General features: G+C 65.9%; 12 protein-coding genes. 2 read left to right on the plus strand and 10 right to left on the minus strand.

Annotation, left to right across the window (positions count from 1 at the left end):
• Positions 1 to 37: 37 nt before the first annotated feature.
• The gene (locus KBC96_07500) at positions 38 to 1,402 is read right to left on the minus strand and encodes a hypothetical protein (protein MBP6964233.1); all 1,365 of its coding nucleotides are present in this window, start codon (positions 1,400 to 1,402) and stop codon (positions 38 to 40) included.
• 214 nt (positions 1,403 to 1,616) lie between these two features.
• Between KBC96_07500 and KBC96_07505 the strand changes: the two genes are divergently transcribed.
• Positions 1,617 to 2,177 (plus strand): four helix bundle suffix domain-containing protein, encoded by a 561-nt coding sequence (locus KBC96_07505; protein ID MBP6964234.1) that lies wholly within the window; start codon positions 1,617 to 1,619, stop codon positions 2,175 to 2,177.
• A gap of 253 nt (positions 2,178 to 2,430) precedes the next feature.
• Here the strand turns inward: KBC96_07505 and KBC96_07510 are convergent, their stop codons facing one another.
• Together KBC96_07510 and KBC96_07515 are read right to left on the minus strand one after the other, a co-directional pair.
• The gene (locus tag KBC96_07510) at positions 2,431 to 3,975 is read right to left on the minus strand and encodes an AAA family ATPase (GenBank protein MBP6964235.1); all 1,545 of its coding nucleotides are present in this window, start codon (positions 3,973 to 3,975) and stop codon (positions 2,431 to 2,433) included.
• Between the two features lie 1,264 nt (positions 3,976 to 5,239).
• Positions 5,240 to 7,216 carry a hypothetical protein gene (locus tag KBC96_07515; GenBank protein ID MBP6964236.1) on the minus strand — a complete coding sequence of 659 codons (1,977 nt, stop codon included), beginning with the start codon at positions 7,214 to 7,216 and terminating at the stop codon, positions 5,240 to 5,242.
• A gap of 792 nt (positions 7,217 to 8,008) precedes the next feature.
• Between KBC96_07515 and KBC96_07520 the strand changes: the two genes are divergently transcribed.
• The gene (locus KBC96_07520) at positions 8,009 to 8,842 is read left to right on the plus strand and encodes a DUF1819 family protein (GenBank protein MBP6964237.1); all 834 of its coding nucleotides are present in this window, start codon (positions 8,009 to 8,011) and stop codon (positions 8,840 to 8,842) included.
• A 765-nt stretch (positions 8,843 to 9,607) separates the two neighbouring features.
• Here KBC96_07520 and KBC96_07525 read toward each other — a convergent pair.
• The 7 genes from KBC96_07525 to recN all read right to left on the minus strand — a co-directional run bounded on the left by KBC96_07525 (position 9,608) and on the right by recN (position 17,764).
• The gene (locus KBC96_07525; GenBank protein MBP6964238.1) at positions 9,608 to 10,408 is read right to left on the minus strand and encodes a C40 family peptidase; all 801 of its coding nucleotides are present in this window, start codon (positions 10,406 to 10,408) and stop codon (positions 9,608 to 9,610) included.
• Between the two features lie 594 nt (positions 10,409 to 11,002).
• Complete coding sequence (locus KBC96_07530) at positions 11,003 to 11,542, minus strand: 2-oxoacid:acceptor oxidoreductase family protein (GenBank protein MBP6964239.1); 540 nt, start codon at positions 11,540 to 11,542, stop codon at positions 11,003 to 11,005.
• A gap of 25 nt (positions 11,543 to 11,567) precedes the next feature.
• Positions 11,568 to 12,311: a 2-oxoglutarate oxidoreductase gene (locus KBC96_07535; GenBank protein ID MBP6964240.1), complete on the minus strand. Its 744-nt coding sequence runs from the start codon at positions 12,309 to 12,311 to the stop codon at positions 11,568 to 11,570.
• Positions 12,295 to 13,500: a 3-methyl-2-oxobutanoate dehydrogenase subunit VorB gene (locus tag KBC96_07540; protein ID MBP6964241.1), complete on the minus strand. Its 1,206-nt coding sequence runs from the start codon at positions 13,498 to 13,500 to the stop codon at positions 12,295 to 12,297. The genes KBC96_07535 and KBC96_07540 overlap by 17 nt, the downstream gene beginning before the upstream one ends.
• A gap of 1 nt (position 13,501) precedes the next feature.
• The gene (locus tag KBC96_07545; protein MBP6964242.1) at positions 13,502 to 13,705 is read right to left on the minus strand and encodes a 4Fe-4S binding protein; all 204 of its coding nucleotides are present in this window, start codon (positions 13,703 to 13,705) and stop codon (positions 13,502 to 13,504) included.
• 28 nt (positions 13,706 to 13,733) lie between these two features.
• Positions 13,734 to 16,079 (minus strand): hypothetical protein, encoded by a 2,346-nt coding sequence (locus KBC96_07550; GenBank protein ID MBP6964243.1) that lies wholly within the window; start codon positions 16,077 to 16,079, stop codon positions 13,734 to 13,736.
• Positions 16,076 to 17,764, minus strand: a complete 1,689-nt coding sequence (gene recN, locus KBC96_07555; protein ID MBP6964244.1) for a DNA repair protein RecN — start codon at positions 17,762 to 17,764, stop codon at positions 16,076 to 16,078. Before recN ends, KBC96_07550 begins: the two co-directional genes overlap by 4 nt.
• Positions 17,765 to 17,825: the final 61 nt, after the last annotated feature.

Here is a 17,825-nt window from a genome sequence, read left to right on the forward strand (position 1 = left end):
GAGAGTACGAGTACGAGTAGGAGTACGAACGGGACGGCTACCGGAACCTCACCGAGTACAGGTCCGCGTCCTTCAGCTTCACCCTCAGCTTGACCGGCTTCCCCGCGAGGGATGAGACGTCGCTCCCGCCGTTCCACTTCACCACGCGCTCGATCTCGTCGCCGTAGATCGGCGGGCAGTCGTCCATCGCGAACCCCGGTATCGCCTTCCCCGAAGCATCCTGAAGCTCGACGACGACCTCGCCCGGGCCTGAGGTCGAGTAGTTGATCGCCAGCTCCTTCCCCTCGAAGGTGAGCGGCTTCGTGACGAACTCCCCTCCCCCGTAGCCCGCGCTCACCGAGACGAAGCCGTCGGTGCGGACCGTCGTGCGGACCATGTGTGCGCTCGGATGGCGGTAGTGCTGCGAGTAGTAGATCGAGATCTCGCCCGGCGTCAGCTCCAGTATTCCCCAGGCGGCCATGACGTTGCGGTCGGTCCAGTTCAACTGATCGAGCCCCGGGCGCATGAAGGCTTCCGGCCACCGATGGAAGATGAGGCCGTCGCGGCCGCTCATGAACACGCCGTCGGAGACGCCCATCTCCTTGTGAGACTCGACCGCCTTGCGCTCGAGCACGAAGCGCTTCGGGAAGCCGACGTAGACGTGCGGCGCGCGGAAGTACGGGGTGATCGCGTTCGTGTAGAGCTGTTCCGGCGGCGCCCCGGTGTACGTGACCCACTCGCCCTTGCTCCAGTGGACGAAGTCCTTCGACGAGGCACGCTTGATCTCCCGCGTCCGGTTTCGATAGTCGCGGTAGTAGCAGACGTACTCGCCCCGGTTCGGGTCCCAGAAGGCGAGGTTCTGAGAGTCGAACTTGCCGTCGGTGATGATCGGCGGGCCTTCCACCTGCTTCCAGCGGTACCCGTCCGGCGACACGAACGCGTTCAGGACGTTGACCCGCTCGCCGGCGTTCTCGGGGGCGACGGCCTTGTAGATCTCGTCGGGCCTGGCGTTCGGGTTGGGGTCCTTGAACGGGGCGAACGCGTGGCCGCCGGAGACCATCCAGACGATGTTGTTGTCCTTCGAGCCGCCGAACTCATAGATTCCGAGGTTCGGCCTCGTCCAGTGGACGCCGTCTGCGCTCTCGGCGACACAGCAGACCTCGACGTGGCTCCCGGGATCGCCGGAGCCTCGGTAGTACATCCGGTACTTCTCGCCGTCGTGGAGGTATGTCACGTAGGCGCTGGTCGGGCCTTCCCAGGGCGCGTCGAAGCGGAAGACCTCCTCCCTGGTAACGGGGTGATGGAGTTGGAGGCTCGCGCCGTCCATCTTCTCGATGAGATAGTCGTCCCAGAGCGGCTCGAGCCGCCCGCCGATATCTATCGTGCCCTGCGCGCAGAGCGCGGACGAGACCAGTGCCAGCATGAGAATGATCCTCCAGGTGCGCATAGGTGCATTCCTCCGGGGGGATTCTAGCACCCCGGGGGCACGACGGGCAAGTACGCAGGGAAACCCGCCCTCTCCGTCGCACAAGTCCCATAGGTCCCATCAGTCTCATAGGTCCCATGGGACCCATAGGACGGATAAGACCAATATGACGAATGGGATGAAGGACACGTCACCCGGAAAGGAGCCTGTCATGCCGGACGGCTTCATCGCGCCGCACGGCGGCTATGAGGCCCTGCTCTCCTACCGGAAGGCCCTCCTCGTCTTCGATGCCACCGTTTTCTTCTGCGAACGCTTCATAGACAGGCGCAGCCGCACCTTCGACCAGATGGTTCAGGCCGCCCGATCCGGCAAGCAGAACATCGTGGAGGGCAGCGAGGCCGCCGCCGCCTCCAGTTCCACCGAGATCAAGCTCACCAACGTCGCCCGGGCAAGCCTGCAGGAGCTTCTCGAAGACTACAAGGACTTCCTTCGCCTGAAGAAGCTCCCGATCTGGGAGAAGGACCATCCGCAGGCGAAGGTCATCCGCGACCTGGCCTACGGGGCGAACGTGACCTACGGGACGTATGAGACGTATGTCGAGCAGGGCTCGCCCGAGGTCGCCGCGAACACCGTCATCTGCCTGATCCACCAGGCCAACTACCTCCTCGACCGGCAGATCAGGAGCCTGGAGAAGAAGTTCCTGGAGGAGGGCGGCGTCCGCGAGCGGATGATGCGCGCCCGCCTCGACCACCGAGGCAAGCAGGGGCGCTAGTCCCACGAGTCTCATCAGTCTCATCTGTCTCATCAGTCTCATCGGTCTCATGTGTCCCACAAGTCCCATGGGACGAATAGGACGGATAAGACCACTTCACCCAAGGCTCGAGGCTGTTTGCGCAGGCCCGAATCTCAATGAGGGCCTGCAAACCGGCCTTCCCCGAGATGCATCTCTGCGGTTGTTCATTCTGAGCGTGGAGGCTTTGCCATTTTGCCAAACCATATGTGGCAGAGCCTTTGGCAAAGCCTTACTACTCCGGACCGAGGCTCGGCTCGGGCAGCCGATAGCTGACGGACAGCCCAGTCCGCATCTTACACAGCTCCCCAGACTCAGCAGCCCCTCGCAGTGCCCGATCGACAGCACGCTGGGCAATCCCCTCCACCTTCGCCAGCTCGATCAGGTCCTTCCTGGGGAGAGAGCCGCCCGCATCCGCAAGCGCGCGGAGGACGAAGTCGAGCGCCGCCTGCGTCCGGTCCGCCTTCGCCGACGACTCCCCGACGTACCGCACCTCAACCGAGTCGCCCTCCGCGTCCGCAACCTCCACCTCGAACGCCGGGACCTCCCCCTCCTCGCGCGACTTCGCCTGCTCCACCTGCATCCGCCCGGACCGGAGCTTCCTCAGGAACAGGTAGCTGGAGAGCGCCCCGCGGATCGCCGAGCTTCCCCGGAGCCGCTGGCCCGCGTCGTTCGACACCTGGCTCTGCTTCCGCGCGTGGTGGACGATCAGCAGGGTGCAACCCCGCTCCTTCGCAAGCGCCCCGAGCCGCCCGAGCAGGCCCGCCATCTCCGTGCTGGAGTTCTCGTCGAGGCCGTGCACCATCGCCAGCGGGTCAATGATCACCAGCCCGGCCCGGGCCTCCTCGATCCGCCGGCCGAGTTCCGCCAGGCCCGAAGGCTCGTCGAGCCGGATCGCCCCGCAGACCACCGATAGCGGCGCGTCGGACCCATCCGCCCCATCAGTCTCGTCGGTCTCATCAGTCCCATGGGACGTATGGGACGCGCAGGACGGATATGACAGGGACAGCCCCCGGTGGAGCTTCGTCATCCGCCGGGAGAGCAGGTTCCGCCCGCTCTCAGTGTCGAGGATCAGCACCCCCGTCGGGCTCGTCGCGAACTGCCCGAGCACCGGCAGATCGAGCGCCACGCACTGCGCGATGTGGTACGCGAGCCACGACTTCCCCACCCCCGGGTCGCCCGCGATCATCGTGATCCCATGCCTGGGGACGAGCTGCTCGACCACCCACTCGACCGGCGGGACCTCCCCGGTCACGATCTCCCGGTAGGAGAGCATCGGCGGGCCGTCCGGCGCGAACCCCTCCGCCAGGCCGAGCGCGAGGCCCCTCGCCTCATCCCGCAGTTCCCCGATCGGGGAGTCCTCCCTCAGCGCGCGGGCGGAGAGGTCGAACATCCTCAGCATCAACCTCCTCCGCAGGAACGCCCGGTGCAGGCGGTCGGCAAAGTACGACAGCCCGGCGGCGCACGGCTCGGACGCGAGCAGGTGGTCCAGGTAGCCGGACTCCTCCTCGTCGAGGAGAGGAGTCCCCCGCTCGACGCGCTCCCTGATCCAGCGGCAGTCCGGGGCCTTCGCGCCCTGGGAGAACATCACGCGGAGGGCGTCGTAGATGAGGGCGTGGTGCTCCCGGTAGAAGTGGTCGAGCGTGATGGTTGACTCGACCCGCGCGAGTTCGGCGGGTTCGATCGGCGTGCATCGGGACATCGCGTAGCATCCGATGAGCCCCTGCTCCGCGCCGATGTCGTGCGGGAGCGGGCGGTCCTGGGCGTTCGGGCGTTTCATGGTCGGCCTCCTCCTGGGGGTCGGTCGAACAAATGTTCCCCCATATATGAAGGGCGCGAAAATGCCCGAAATGAATGAACGGACCGAGAGGATTTCGTGAATTCTTTGGGAGGGGGGCGGGTGAGTGATTAGTGATGGGTGATGAGTGATTAGTGATGGGTGATTGGTGATGGGTGATGAGTGACGTGCAAGAGCCGCCCCGCCGTCATGCTGAGCTTGACTCAGCATCCATCCGGGGCTTGTGGATCCTGAATCGAGTTCAGGATGACGGTCGGTCGTTCAGGGTGACGCCGGTACTACATGCGACACACACCGTCAGCCCTGAGTGCTCGGAGCGAAGCGGAGAGTGTATCGAAGGGCGGCCTTGCTCCACCAACCTCTGTACCTATGCCACCGTCCTTCGATACACGTCCCGGAGGACGCACTCAGGACTAGCGGGTCTTCTTCCGGCCACCTATCTCCGTCAGCCCTGAGTGCTCGGAGCGAAGCGAAGAGTGTATCGAAGGGCGGCCTTGCTCCGCCAACCCCTGCACCTGTGCCGTCGTCCTTCGATACACGCGCTGGAGCGCGCACTCAGGACTAGCGGGTTTTCTTCCGGTAACTGGTAACTGGTCACTGGTCACCCACACCGTCAGCCCTGAGTGCTCGGAGCGAAGCGGAGAGTGTATCGAAGGGCGGCCTTGCTCCGCCAACCCCTGCACCTGTGCCATCGTCCTTCGATACACGCGCCGGAGCGCGCACTCAGGACTAGCGGGTTTTCTTCCGGTAACTGGTTACCGGCCACTGGTCACCCACACCGTCAGCCCTAAGTGCTCGGAGCGAAGCGGAGAGTGTATCGAAGGGCGTTCTTGCCGGTGCCGCCGTCCTTCGATACACGCGCCGGAGCGCGCACTCAGGACTAGCGGGTTTTCTTCCGGTAACTGATTACCGGTCACTGGTCACCCACTCCGTCAGCCCTGAGTGCTCGGAGCGAAGCGGAGAGTGTATCGAAGGGCGTTCTTGCCGGTGCCGCCGTCCTTCGATACACGCGCCGGAGCGCGCACTCAGGACTAGCGGGTCTTCTTCCGGTAACTGGTAACTGGTCACTGGTCACCCACACCGTCAGCCCTGAGTGCTCGGAGCGAAGCGGAGAGTGTATCGAAGGGCGGCCTTGCTCCGCCAACCCCTGCACCTGTGCCGTCGTCCTTCGATACACGCGCCGGAGCGCGCACTCAGGACTAGCGGGTTTTCTTCCGGTAACTGGTTACCGGTCACTGGTCACCCATCACGGCCAGGGGAACGTCGGGGTCGGGGCGCCGGTGAGCGCGCCGATCAGCGCCCAGACGACCGCCATCCCGAACTCCCCCAGGATCATCCCCAGGAACCAGGGCCGCGCCTTCACGTACAGGCTCATCCCCCCGTAGCGCAGGATCAGCCCCTTCACCAGCCACGCGACGAAGCACGCGAACCAGAACACCGAAGTCGTCCACGAGATGCAGAGCGCGTAACCCAGCGGGTGGAACGGCCACCAGAAGAACATCGCCCGCATGTACGCCAGGAACGCCGTCACGATCACCCCGACCGCGAAGAACACCGGCGCCTGCCACGTGAGCGCCGTCGAGCTCGCCATGTGCTGCTGGTACTCGCCGAACGCCCACAGGTTGTTGCCCTGGTAGACATATGTATACAGGGTGATGCCGCCCTTCGTGTACGGCAGCCATATCTGGATGAACCCGGCGACCGCCAGCGCCGCCAGGATCGCGATGAGAAACACCGGCAGGAACGCGCGGCGGCGGACGTTGCTGCCGTCCGATATCTTCAGGCCGTCGAGGAAGCCCGTCAGCAGGAGGCCGCGCTGGTCTCGCAGGAACGCCCCGTCGAAGAAGGTAAGCATCATCACGTTGCCCGGGCCGAGCGAGTGGACCGGCGCGAACATCCGGTAGAAGTCTATCGGGCGGAAGCTGGTCTCGGTCATCAGCATGCCGGCCTCCGCGGTGCTCCTCGCCATCACGAGCGCGATCACGAATATGAACACGCCGAACTCGAGCAGGGCGATCCAGAGCGACATCCCGGCCAGGTGGCACCACCCCATTATCAGCGCCAGGCTGAGGAACAGCCCCCAGAAGGCGACGCTGTACGGAATCATCTCCTGCTCGTCGTCGGCCTTCTCCATCATGAACGCCGCGCGCCCGACCTTCCGCAGGTGCGGCAGCGAGATGTAGACCAGGTAGCCCGCCAGGACGCAGTAGGCCCCCGCGGTCTGGTAGCCGATGAAGAGCGGCGTGCCGTACATCGGCATCACCTGCGGCTCCATGTTGAAAGAGGTCGCCACGACGTCCTGAACGCGCGCCAGTATCGCGAAGAACCATATCGCGAAGAGCACGTCAGAGGGCAGGAGGAAGAAGAAGCCGATCGCCGCGAAGGAGAGGTACATCGTGGTGAAGTACATGCTGTCCCACGGCGGGTTCACGAGGTACTGGTTGAGGTTCTGGGCCAGGTTGACCGCCGGGATGTTCGGGTACCAGTTGTGCAGGCCGTTGAAGGCGAATATTGCGGCCGGGAGGGCGACTCCCCCCCAGAAGAGCCTGTTGCCGAAGAGCGGGCCGCCCGGCTGGTCGTCCCTAACGAGCGCGAGCGGCGGCTGAACGAGCGGGAAGGCGAGCTTCTCGTTGTCCACCCACTGCCGCCGAAGGATCGTCGCCAGGCACAGGAAGGCGAAGATGACGAGCAGTACGAGCGCGCTCCAGGCGAGGAGCGGCACGACCCACGCGCTCCACGGGATGCCCTCCCCGGAGCGGAGCCCCTCGAAGAACCTGAGGGCCTCGAACTGCTGTGTGCCGCCGTCCGGGTCGAACGGGACCATCCACTTCTTGATGTTCGGGAAGAACAGCTCCTGCCAGCGGTTTGCCGGGTTGGCGAAGTAGTTCGGCGTGACGAGCAGGGGGATGATCTTCTCGATAATGCCGCGCGACGATATCATGGAGGCGACGAGCATCATGCAGTAGATCATCATCAGCTCGCCGGCGCTGAGGCCGAGCGCGCGCCTGAGCCTCTGCATGCCCTTGTTCAGGAGGAGCAGGAAGAAGAATATGCCGATGACGGCGGGCGGCATCTGGAGGAAGCCGATCTGGATGCTCATGATGACCAGCTCGCCCCAGGATACGACGAAGCACACGACGGCCACCAGGATGAGGCCGACGATTATCGCGCGGAGGGATATGCCGGTGCGCTCGATGCGGTTGTCGGTGCCGGATACTTCCATGTCGGCTGCTCGTGAGCGGCGGAGGGGACCCGCGCCGGGCGTACTTCGGATGCGGCGTCTCCCTGAGTATATCGCCGGGGGCGCGCGTTGTCAACGGATGGGGAGAGTGGGCAAGCTCAGAGGCCGTTCTCCTCGAGTAGCCCGAAGGGCGTACCGAGAGGCGCGCGAGGCCGTCCTTCGATACACGCCCGGAGGCGCACTCAGGACTAGCGGGGCTTCTTCCTGTAACCTATCACCGTCAGCCCTGAGTGCTCGGAGCGAAGCGGAGAGTGTATCGAAGGGCGCGGGGAAGCAGAACCCCCTCGGCCCGGAGGCCGGTCCCCCTTGACAAGGGGGACAGCCCGGACGCTCCCCTCCTTATCAAGGAGGGGCCGGGGGAGGTTCCGGGAGGCCGTCCTTCGATACACGCGCCGGAGCGCGCACTCAGGACTAGCGGGTCTTCTTCCTGCAACCTATCTCCGTCAGCCCTGAGTGCTCGGAGCGAAGCGGAGAGTGTATCGAAGGGCGGCTGGGAAGCAGAACCCCCTCGGCCCGGAGGCCGGTCCCCCTTGACAAGGGGGACAGCGGAGTCGCTCCCCTCCTTATCAAGGAGGGGCCGGGGGAGGTTCCGGAAGGCCGTCTCCTTCGATACGCTGCGCTACTCAGGACAGGCTTCGATACACGCCCGGAGGCGCACTCAGGACTGGACGGTTGCGGCTGCCGGCCACTCGCTCCGAGCCGGCTGTTGAACGCGAGGCGACTATCTGATATGATGTCCCAGGCCAAATCCGCAGGCGATCGGCAGGGATGGGCGTGTCACCCGAGGGATTCACAGTCTTCAGCCAGGAACTCCACTACGACGAGAGCATTCGGGCGATCGAATCGTTCGCCGACGCCCCGCGCCGCAAGGAGCTTCATGCCCGCATCTCGGAGGCCCTCCCCTACTCCTCATACACCACCAGGGACCGCGTCGCGACGAAGATCATCCAGCGGTATTTCGTGAACCCGGACGGCACGTTTCCCGCGGCCGCGTTCCTGAAGATGGTCTCGGCGCAAAAGAGCGACGAGGTCCGGCGCGACCTTATCTACTGGCGCGCGGCCCGGACCGACCCGTTGATCGAGGCAGTCGCGGGCGAGCTGTTCCACGCCTACTTCGTGCTGGGCAAGATCCCGCAGGGGTACGGCGAGCCGGAGTTCCACATGCTGAACACGGCGACTCTCTTCTCGGTGGACTCGGTCATCACGCGGGACTTCGCCATCGAGTACGCCCGGAGGGTCTGGGGGTTCGACAGCCCCCGGACGATCGCGCTCGCGCTCCGCATCATGCGGCAGGCGGGGATACTCGACACGATATCGGTGACCCTGGGGCGCAGGCGGGTGCACGGGTACTACCCTCTGCCGCACATCCCGCGCCCCGAGGTTTTCGCGTACTGCATCTGCGAGGAGTTCCTGAGCGAGAGCCTGCTGATCTCGACGGACAGGCTCCGGAACTCGGCGTTTGCGAAGGTTTTCCTGCTGAGCGGCCTTCAGATGGACTCGCTGGCGAAGGCGGCGGAGAAGAAGAGGCTCCTGGCGGCCGACGGGCGGTACTGGCGCCTCGTCCACGGGAGCCTGGGGGAACTGGTGGAGGCGCTGGGCGGGGCGTGATTGGTGATGAGTGATGAGTGATGGGTGATGAGTGAACACCACACCGTCATGCTGAGCTTGACTCAGCATCCATCCGGAGGGTCCTGGATCCTGAATCGAGTTCAGGATGACGACACGTCGTTCAGGATGAGGGTCGGTTGTTCAGGGTGACGCCGGCCTTTCGTCTGACACACACCGTCAGCCCCTGCACCTGTGCCGCCGTCCTTCGATACACGTCCCGGAGGACGCACTCAGGACTAGCGGGTCTTCTTCCGGCCACCTATCTCCCTCAGCCCTGAGTGCTCGGAGCGAAGCGGGGAGTGTATCGAAGGGCGGCCTTGCTCCACCAACCTCTGTACCTATGCCACCGTCCTTCGATACACGTCCCGGAGGACGCACTCAGGACTAGCGGGTTTTCTTCCGACCACCTATCTCCGTCAGCCCTGAGTGCTCGTAGCGAAGCGGAGAGTGTATCGAAGGGCGCGGGGAAGCAGAACCCCCTCGGCCCGGAGGCCGGTCCCCCTTGACAAGGGGGACAGCCCGGAAGCTCTCCTCCTTGCGCAAGAAGCCACACCTGCTCCCCTCCTTGTCAAGGAGGGGCCGGGGGAGGTTCCGGGAGAGGCCGTCCCATTGCTCGAACCTTGAAACCGAGGAGGTTACTGCAGGGGCCAAGCATTTGCCCTTCGGACTGAGACCCGGCGTCGGACATGACCGCAAATGCTTCGCCCGATTCGAGGACGATTACGAGTACGAGTAGGAGTACGAGTCGGAGCAGGGGCGGGGGCGCTACACCCCCGGCATCCTCCGCGCGCCCCAGTAGTTCGCCTCGTATGGCTCATCCGTCAGGCGGTTTATCCCGACGCCCGCGCCCCCGGATGAGTGAATGAACGTCCCGTCGCCGACCGCCATCCCGACGTGCGTGATCCGGGCCTTGTCCTCGCCACCCGCGAAGAAGACCAGGTCGCCCGCAACGAGATCGCCCTTCTCGACCGGGACCGCCCTCGGATCGCCCGCCTGGATGCCCGCGTCGCGGAGCAGGTGGATGCCGTTCAGCTTGTAGCTGAGCTGCACGAACCCCGAGCAGTCAATGCCGAACGGACTGGAGCCGCCCCAGAGGTACGGCACGCCGATGAACCGCCGGCCGGTCTCGACGATCTCCGCGCCGGTCGCGCCGAACGGGAGCATCTGGTCGCCCGCCGGAGTCACGCTCACTTCGTTCGCCGGCACCCATGCCTCCCGTCCGTCCGGAAGCCGCACGCGCGCAAACTTCCCGTCGGTCCCGAGCGCCTCCATCGCGGCAGTGACGACGAGGATCGTGTGATGGCCCGATGACGCGTCGGGCGCCCGGTACGCGTATGAGAAGGCGGGCAGTACCGCCGCTATCCGGGCCGGGCTCCACTCGCCCTCGCGCACCCACCGGGCCTCGATCCAGCCGTGGTAGCCGTCCCAGGTCCGTATGTAAAGCCAGCCGCCTTCTTCCTTCTCGATCTCGACCGGCTGGCCCATTATCGCCTGGCTCACCTGCTCGGAGTTGCGGGTGGTCTCGGCGTACATCGCCGCCACGTTCTTCGTGATCGTTCCGTGCATTCTTTCCTCCTGCTCCTACTCCTACTCGTAATCGTACTCGTACTCGTACTCCAATCGGGCGAAGCATTTGCGCTCATGTCCGACGCCGGGTCTCAGTCCGAAGGGCAAATGCTTGGCCCCTACAGTAACCTGCTCCTACTCGGGTTCAGAGTCCAGCGAATGGGACGGCCTCCCGGAACCTCCCCCAGCCCCTCCTTGACAAGGAGGGGAGCAGGTGTGGCTTCTTGCTCAAGGAGAGAGCTTCCGGGCTGTCCCCCTTGTCAAGGGGGACCGGCCTCCGGGCCGAGGGGGTTCTGCTTCCCCGCGCCCTTCGATACACTCTCCGCTTCGCTCCGAGCACTCAGGGCTGACGGTGTGTGTCGCATGTAGTACCGGCGTCACCCTGAACGACCGACCGTCATCCTGAACGACGTGTCGTCATCCTGAACTCGATTCAGGATCCAGGACCACCCCGGATGGATGCTGAGTCAAGCTCAGCATGACGGCGGGGCGGCTCTTGCACGTCACTCATCACCCATCACTAATCACTCATCACCCATCACCAATCACTCATCACCCATCACTAATAACTCATCACCCTTCACCTGCCTGATGTCAACTCAGGGCAAGCTCCGCTCCTCTGCGAAGCGCCTTCTCGTTGATCGGGATGAGCTTGTGCCGGTGGGGCGGGAGCACCTCCGGGAGGGCCGCGACGAGCGAGTCCATCGAGACGATGCCCGTTGACCGGACGTACGCCCCGAGCATGATCATGTTCGCCGCCCGGGAGTTTCCCATCTCCTCCGCGGCGGCATTGGCGGGGACTTCGAGGGCGTGCAGGTCGTCCCGGGCGGTGCCGGGGTCTATCAGCGAGCTGTTGATCATCACCTTGCCGCCGGGCTTCACGTTCGGCTGGAACTTGTCGTAGAGGAACTGGTGCATGCCGATCAGCGTGTCCGGGTTCGACGAGATCGGCGACCCGATCTCCTCGGTCGAGATGATGACCGTGCAGTCGGCCGTCCCGCCGCGAGCTTCCGGCCCGTAGGAGGGGAACCAGACGACGTGCTTCCCCTCGGACATCGCGGCGTGGGCGAGGAGCTGGCCCATTATCATTATCCCCTGGCCGCCGGTCCCGGCCATGATTATCTCTTCGTGCATGGTTCCCACCTCTTTGTCGGACGGGTCAGACGGCGTCCACGTCTTTGTACACCCCTAGCGGGTAGTACGGGGCCATCACCTCGTCCACGTGCTTCATCGAGTCGAGCGGCGTCATGCCCCACTGGGTCGGGCAGGTGGAGAGCACCTCGACGAGCGAGAACCCCTTGCCCTGGAGCTGCATGGTGAAGGCGGTCTTGATCGCCTTCTTCGTGGTCATCACGCCCTTGGGGCTCGTCGCGGCGGTTCGGGCGAGATATGCCACGCCGTCGAGCGACGACAGAAGCTCGCAGACCCTGATCGGGTTGCCCGCGGTCGCGACGCTGCGCCCGCCGGGGGTGGTGGTCGTCTCCTGGCCGGGCATGGTGGTCGGGGCCATCTGGCCGCCGGTCATGCCGTAAGTCGTGTTGTTGACGAAGATTACGCTGATGTTTTCGCCGCGCGCGGCGGCATGGACGATCTCCGCCGTGCCTATCGCGGCCAGGTCGCCGTCGCCCTGGTATGTGAACACCACCCGGTCGGGGAGCGCCCGTTTCACGCCGGTGGCGACGGCGGGGGCCCTCCCGTGCGACGCCTCGATCGAGTCGCAGGACATGTACTCGTACATGAAGACCGAGCATCCCACGGGGCAGATGCATATCGTGCGCTCGAGGAGTTCCAGCTCGTCTATCACCTCGGCGACCAGGCGGTGCAGGATGCCGTGGGTGCATCCGGAGCAGTACGCCATGCCGACGTCCGCAAGCGCCTCGGGGCGGCTAAATACCTGCTGCATCTGATCCACCTCCGGCCTCGGCGGCGGCGCCGAGGGTATTCGAAACCGGGGAGTCGGTCGCCGACGGGCACACCGTGCCGTTCCCGTCAACCAGCCTTCCGTCCACCACGGCCTGGCCGAACCCCGGGAAGAGGGGCCGGCTGAGAACCGCCTCGGCCTTTTCCAGGACCTCCAGGGGGCTCATCACCGTTCCGCCCAGCCTTCCGTGGAAGTCCACGCTCGCCGCGCCGTTGACCGCCAGCCGCACGTCCTCGACCATCTGGCCCGCGCTCAGCTCCGCGACGAGGAACTGCTTGCCGGCGAGGGCGAGCCGCGAAATCTGGTTCGTCGGGAACGGGAACAGCGAGATCGGGCGGAACAGCCCGACCTTGAGCCCCTTCTTCCTGGCGAGGCTCATCGTGGTGCGGCATATCCGGGCGGTGCTGCCGTATGCCACCAGCACGAGGTCGGCGTCGTCCGTCTCGTACTCCTCCCACCGGACTTCGTCCCGGCAGGCGGCGGCGTATTTCGCCTGTATCTGAAGGTTGATCTCCTCGAGGTCCTCGGGCACGATGTAGAGCGAGGTGACGGCGTTCCTCGCGCGGCCCTTCGCGCCGGTGGTCGCCCACGGCTTGTCGGGGATGTTGACCTCCACGCTGTCCGGGATGTCTATCGGCTCGAGCATCTGGCCGACGATGGCGTCGGAGAGGATCATCGCGGGGTTGCGGTACTTGTCCGCGAGGTCGAAGGCGAGGACCGCGTGGTGGAACATCTCCGGCACGGACCAGGGCGCGAGCGTGAGAAGCTTGTAGTCGCCGTGCCCGCCGCCCTTCACCGCCTGGAAGTAGTCGGCCTGGGCGGGAGCGATGTTCCCGAGGCCCGGGCCGCCCCGCTGGACGTTGGCTATCACGCAGGGAAGCTGGGCGCCGGCGATGTACGAGAGTCCCTCCTGCTTGAGGCTGACCCCCGGGCTGGACGACGACGTCATCGCGCGTATTCCGGCGCAGGCCGCGCCGTAGACCATGTTGATCGCCGCGATCTCGCTCTCGGCCTGGATGAACACCCCGCCGGCCTCGGGCATGTAGCGCGACATGTACTCCGGGACCTCGTTCTGCGGGGTGATGGGGTACCCGAAGAAGGCTCGGCACTGAGCGGCTATCGCGCCCTTCACGACGGCCTCGTTGCCTTTCATCAATACTCGCTTGGACATGCTACTTGTACACCTCGATCGCGACGTCGGGACACATCATCGCGCAGACGGTGCACCCCGTGCACTCCTCGGACTCCTCGAACTCGGCGGGGTGCTGTCCCTTGCTGTTGAACTCCTCGGAGAGGCGGATGAGATTCCGCGGACAGAAGGAGACGCAGAGTTCGCAGCCCTTGCACCGCTCCCTGTTTATCAGAATGTTGCCCAACGCTCGAACTCCTTTCGGCCCGGGCGGCTCAGTTCACGCGCATCGGACGGTTGCCGAGATCGGCGCAGGCCGCCCTCACCGCGACGATGTCCGTGATGCGCCTGTCGCGGCCGGGGAGGACTATGTCCCTGAAAACCCTGCCCCCGGAATCGGCCGCCCTGTAGGCGAACTGCGTGCTCGTGCCGCCGTCGAGCATGAACGCCCTCGAGATCGTCAGCTCGACGGGATACCCGTCGCGCCGCCCGAGCATCGCCCGCATGGAGCCGGCCAGCCCTCCGCCGGACGAGAGAAACTCCGCCATCATCGCCCAGGTGCACGACGTGGCGCTGACCAGGAAGAAATGCCTTCGTCCGCCGCCCGCGTCGTCCGAGAACGCTATCGCGCTCCTCTGCATCGGGAGGTCAACCGAGAGCGACGAGCCCGGCACTATCGGCGGCCACCACGACGGGGCGCTCATGTTCGCGCCGTCCTTCACGAGCAGGCCCAGCGGCCCGCGCCCGTAGGGATACGCCTCCCTGACCGACTTCGGCGCGTGATAGACGTCGGGGACGGTCCGCTCGAGCCAGTGTGAGTAGACCGGGGCCTGCTCCACCTCCGCGCTCGCGAATCCGCCGCCGGACGGGTCCATGCTGAACGCCCAGAGGCCGGCCCTGGGGCTCGGTATGCAGTACCGCCAGCCCGAACCGGCGCCGAGGTCCCCGACCGGCTCCATCAGCGGCAGGCCGATGAGCCCGCCGTTCACCGCCGCCCGAATCTCCCCGGGGCGGGCGCCGAACCACTCGGGCGCCGCTTCCTTCGTCCCGCGCCTGACGAGAAACACTTTTCGGGGGTCGTCCCTGACCCAGCGTTTTGCGGCCCCCTCCATACCTGAGTTCGCCTTCCCCACCGGTTTTCCTTCCCGCGAGACGCGGTCCGCCCACCCCACGTCGAGGGTGCGCTTCAGGATGTTCTCGACGGCCTCCGAGCGGCACCACGCCACGTAGAACTGCCCCGTCTTGAAGCCCTCGATCCTGTACCTCGGGGCCAGCACGGTCAGCGGAAGGGCCAACCTGCCGACCTGCCCGCGGTAGCGGTAGCCGTGATCGTCGCGGAAGTCGAGTACGAACCGGTACATCCCGTCGGCCGGCATGAACTCCTTCGGCACGCGCACGAGCACCGAGTGCCGGATCCCGCGCCTGTCCGCGTCGAGGCCGTCGTGAGCGCCCCGGTGTTCCCGGCAGATCAGGTCGGCGACGTTCCACCGGTAGACCTGCTGGAGCCGCGGGCTCAGCAGGCGGACGTGCCCCTCGATCGGGTTGACGTCCGCCGCGTCCGACAGGCGGTACGGCACGTAGTACTCGAAGAAATCATCGTCCGACCGGCCGGGGGTGCCGTTGTTCCGCTCGCCCGCGAACTCGGCCTCGTACAGGTACTGCCCGTCGCTCGTCCGGGCGCGCTCGACGGAAAGCAGGGGCCGGGGACGGCCGTTCTGGGCTTCGCCGCTCCGAAGGGACGCGGAGTCGCCGTCGCTCTGCTGAGATGCCTCTACCTCAAATGAGTATACGCCGGGACGCACGTAGGAGTTGCGGCCGTCCTTGCCGTCCCACTGGAAAGTCCACGTCATGGAGGTCGCCTTCGAATCGAGGCGGACCACGTTGGCGGTCATCACCCGAATCGGGTCGCCCGAGCCGCCCTGCTCGGTCTCGGTCGGGTATATGCTGAGCTTGAGCATGACCGGGCCGCCGCGCAGGTCGTCGTCCCTGAGATTGACGGAGATCGGCCTGGTGCGCCCCTGCTCGCCGAGCCAGACGATATACGACTTCGGATCGCTCGACGCGACCGATAGGTTCAGGACTGAGAAGCGCTGCTCGACGGCGCAGCTTTTCGTCCCGCCGTCGTCCTCCAGCTCGAAGTCGCCTTCCGCGCGGACGACGAACCTGCCGTTGCGCGCCGGGAGGGTGTCCCACTCCCAGGTGTAGACCTTCACGCCGACGCCGGACTCCTCGACGCGCTCCTTCTCGGGATTCGACGGCCTGCCGTTCACGAACTCGGTCCAGTCGCCCGGCCAGGTGGGGTTGTCCTCGCCGATCCGCACGTTCAGATGGGTGAGCCTGGACTTCCGGGTTCGCACGCGGAGGGTGACGCGGATCTTGCCTCCGACCGATTCGCCGCTCGACGGGCTCACTATGGTCAGGCCGCAGACCACGTCGGGCTCGGGGGGCCGTTCCTGCTTCGTGACGGCGCCGGACCCGTCGGAGGGGGCCTTCTCGGGGACGGCGGGCCGATTCCCGCGCAGAGCGGCCGTCATGGCGACCAGGCCGAGCGCGAACAGGACCACGCCCAGGAGAAGGACGAACCGCGCGGAGACCCGTCTGGAGCGAGGCAGTCTCATCATGGCCTGCGACCGCCCCTGCCCGAGAGCATCTCGCGCGCGTGCCGCACCGCCGTGTCCGAGGGGTCCGCGCCGCCGAGCATCCGGGAAAGCTCCTCCACGCGCTCCTCGTCGTCGAGGCGGCGGACCCGAACGACCGTCCGCCCGTCCTCGAGCCGCTTCTCGATGCGGAAGTGGTCCGCCGGTCGGCTGGCTATCTGGGGCAGGTGAGTTATGCAGAGCACCTGGCAACTCGCCGCGAGCGCCTGGAGCTTCTCGCCGATCACGTCCGCCGTGCGCCCGCCGATGCCGACGTCAATCTCGTCGAAAATGAGAGTCGGCAGCCTGTCCGCCGACGCGATCACGGACTTGACGGCGAGCATGATGCGCGACATCTCTCCCCCGGACGCGATCTTCGCGAGCGGCTTGACGGGCTCGCCGGGGTTCGCCGAGATCAGGAACTCCACGTCGTCAACCCCGGCCGCGTCGAGGGGCTTTTCCGCCTGGGAGACCTCGAAGAGAGCGTTTGGCATGCTGAGCATCTCCAGCTCGCCGACGATGCGCGAGGCGAAATCCGCGCCGCCCCTGCGCCGGATCTCGGACAGCGCCCGGGCATGCGACCCGGCCTCGAGACTCGCTCGCTCGATCTCCCCCGTCAGTTCCTCGGTGCGCTCCTCGCCGTGCGCCAGGGCGTCGAGCTTCCGCTCTACCTCCACGCCGTATGCCTCGATCTCCTCGACGGTCTCCCCGTACTTGCGCTTGAGGGCCCGCAGAACGTCGAGCCGCTCCTCGATCGCCTCGAGCCGCTCCGGGCTGAACTCGACCGCATCCCGGTAGGCGCGAAGCTCCCGGGAGGCATCCTCGACCTGGTAGAGCGCCGATTGGAGTACCTCGGCGGTCGGCTGAAGCAGGGGATCGAGGTCGGCCAGATCGTGCAGGGCCGCGACGGCATCGCTGAGCTTGTCGAGCGCGCAGATATCCTGGGCGCGGTCGCCGATCGCCTCGAAAGCGGCGGACGCGGCGGCATGAAGTCTCTCGGCGTTCGCGAGGCGGGTCCTGTCCGCGAGCAGTTCCTCCTCCTCGCCCGGCCTCAGGTTCGCGCCCCGGATCTCCTCGAGCTGGAACTGGTAGAGGTCAATGTTGTGTGCCCGCTCGCGCCGGTCGGTCTCGAGCCGGCTCAACTCCGCCTGAAGGGCCCTCAGCCGGGCGTATGCTTCCGCCACCAGGCGCCGCTCGGCCTGCGCGGGCTCGCCGCACCACTCGTCGAGCGTGTCGAGGTGCCGTTCCGGGCGGAGCAGGGACTGGTGGTCGTGCTGGCCGTGGATGTCAACGGCGCGGTCGGTGATCTCCTTGAGGAGCGAGACCGTCGCGGGGCGGCCGTTGATGCGGCACTGGGACTTTCCGCCGCGCGTCAGCTCGCGGCTGACGATGACGCGGCCGTCCTCAGGGGCAAACCCCGCCTCCCTCATGGACGAGAGCCCCCCGGGATCGAGGCCGGAGACGTCGAGGACCGCCTCGACGGTGGCCCGCTCGCACCCGCTGCGGATGGCGTCGGCGTCGGCCCGCTCGCCGAGCGCGATGTTGATTGCGTCAACGATGATGGACTTGCCGGAGCCGGTCTCGCCGGTGAGGATGTTGAGGCCGGGGCCGAACTCCAGCTCGAGGCTGTCTATCACCGCGAAGTCTTTGATGAAAAGCTGCTGGATCATGGCATGGAAACCCGAGGATGGAGAAGAGAGGAGGGATGAGCGACAGAGCCGTCAGTCCTGA

The sequence above is a fragment of the Armatimonadota bacterium genome, from assembly GCA_017993055.1.
Lineage (GTDB): Bacteria > Armatimonadota > UBA5829 > DTJY01 > DTJY01 > JAGONM01.

What these genes read in the sequence shown, in the direction of transcription:
- KBC96_07500 (MBP6964233.1), bottom strand. Translation starts at nt 1,402, where the DNA reads ATGCTGGCACTGGTCTCGTCCGCGCTCTGCGCGCAGGGCACGATAGAT.
- KBC96_07505 (MBP6964234.1), top strand. Translation starts at nt 1,617, where the DNA reads ATGCCGGACGGCTTCATCGCGCCGCACGGCGGCTATGAGGCCCTGCTC.
- KBC96_07510 (MBP6964235.1), bottom strand. Translation starts at nt 3,975, where the DNA reads ATGAAACGCCCGAACGCCCAGGACCGCCCGCTCCCGCACGACATCGGC.
- KBC96_07515 (MBP6964236.1), bottom strand. Translation starts at nt 7,216, where the DNA reads ATGGAAGTATCCGGCACCGACAACCGCATCGAGCGCACCGGCATATCC.
- KBC96_07525 (MBP6964238.1), bottom strand. Translation starts at nt 10,408, where the DNA reads ATGCACGGAACGATCACGAAGAACGTGGCGGCGATGTACGCCGAGACC.
- KBC96_07530 (MBP6964239.1), bottom strand. Translation starts at nt 11,542, where the DNA reads ATGCACGAAGAGATAATCATGGCCGGGACCGGCGGCCAGGGGATAATG.
- KBC96_07535 (MBP6964240.1), bottom strand. Translation starts at nt 12,311, where the DNA reads ATGCAGCAGGTATTTAGCCGCCCCGAGGCGCTTGCGGACGTCGGCATG.
- KBC96_07540 (MBP6964241.1), bottom strand. Translation starts at nt 13,500, where the DNA reads ATGTCCAAGCGAGTATTGATGAAAGGCAACGAGGCCGTCGTGAAGGGC.
- KBC96_07550 (MBP6964243.1), bottom strand. Translation starts at nt 16,079, where the DNA reads ATGATGAGACTGCCTCGCTCCAGACGGGTCTCCGCGCGGTTCGTCCTT.
- recN (MBP6964244.1), bottom strand. Translation starts at nt 17,764, where the DNA reads ATGATCCAGCAGCTTTTCATCAAAGACTTCGCGGTGATAGACAGCCTC.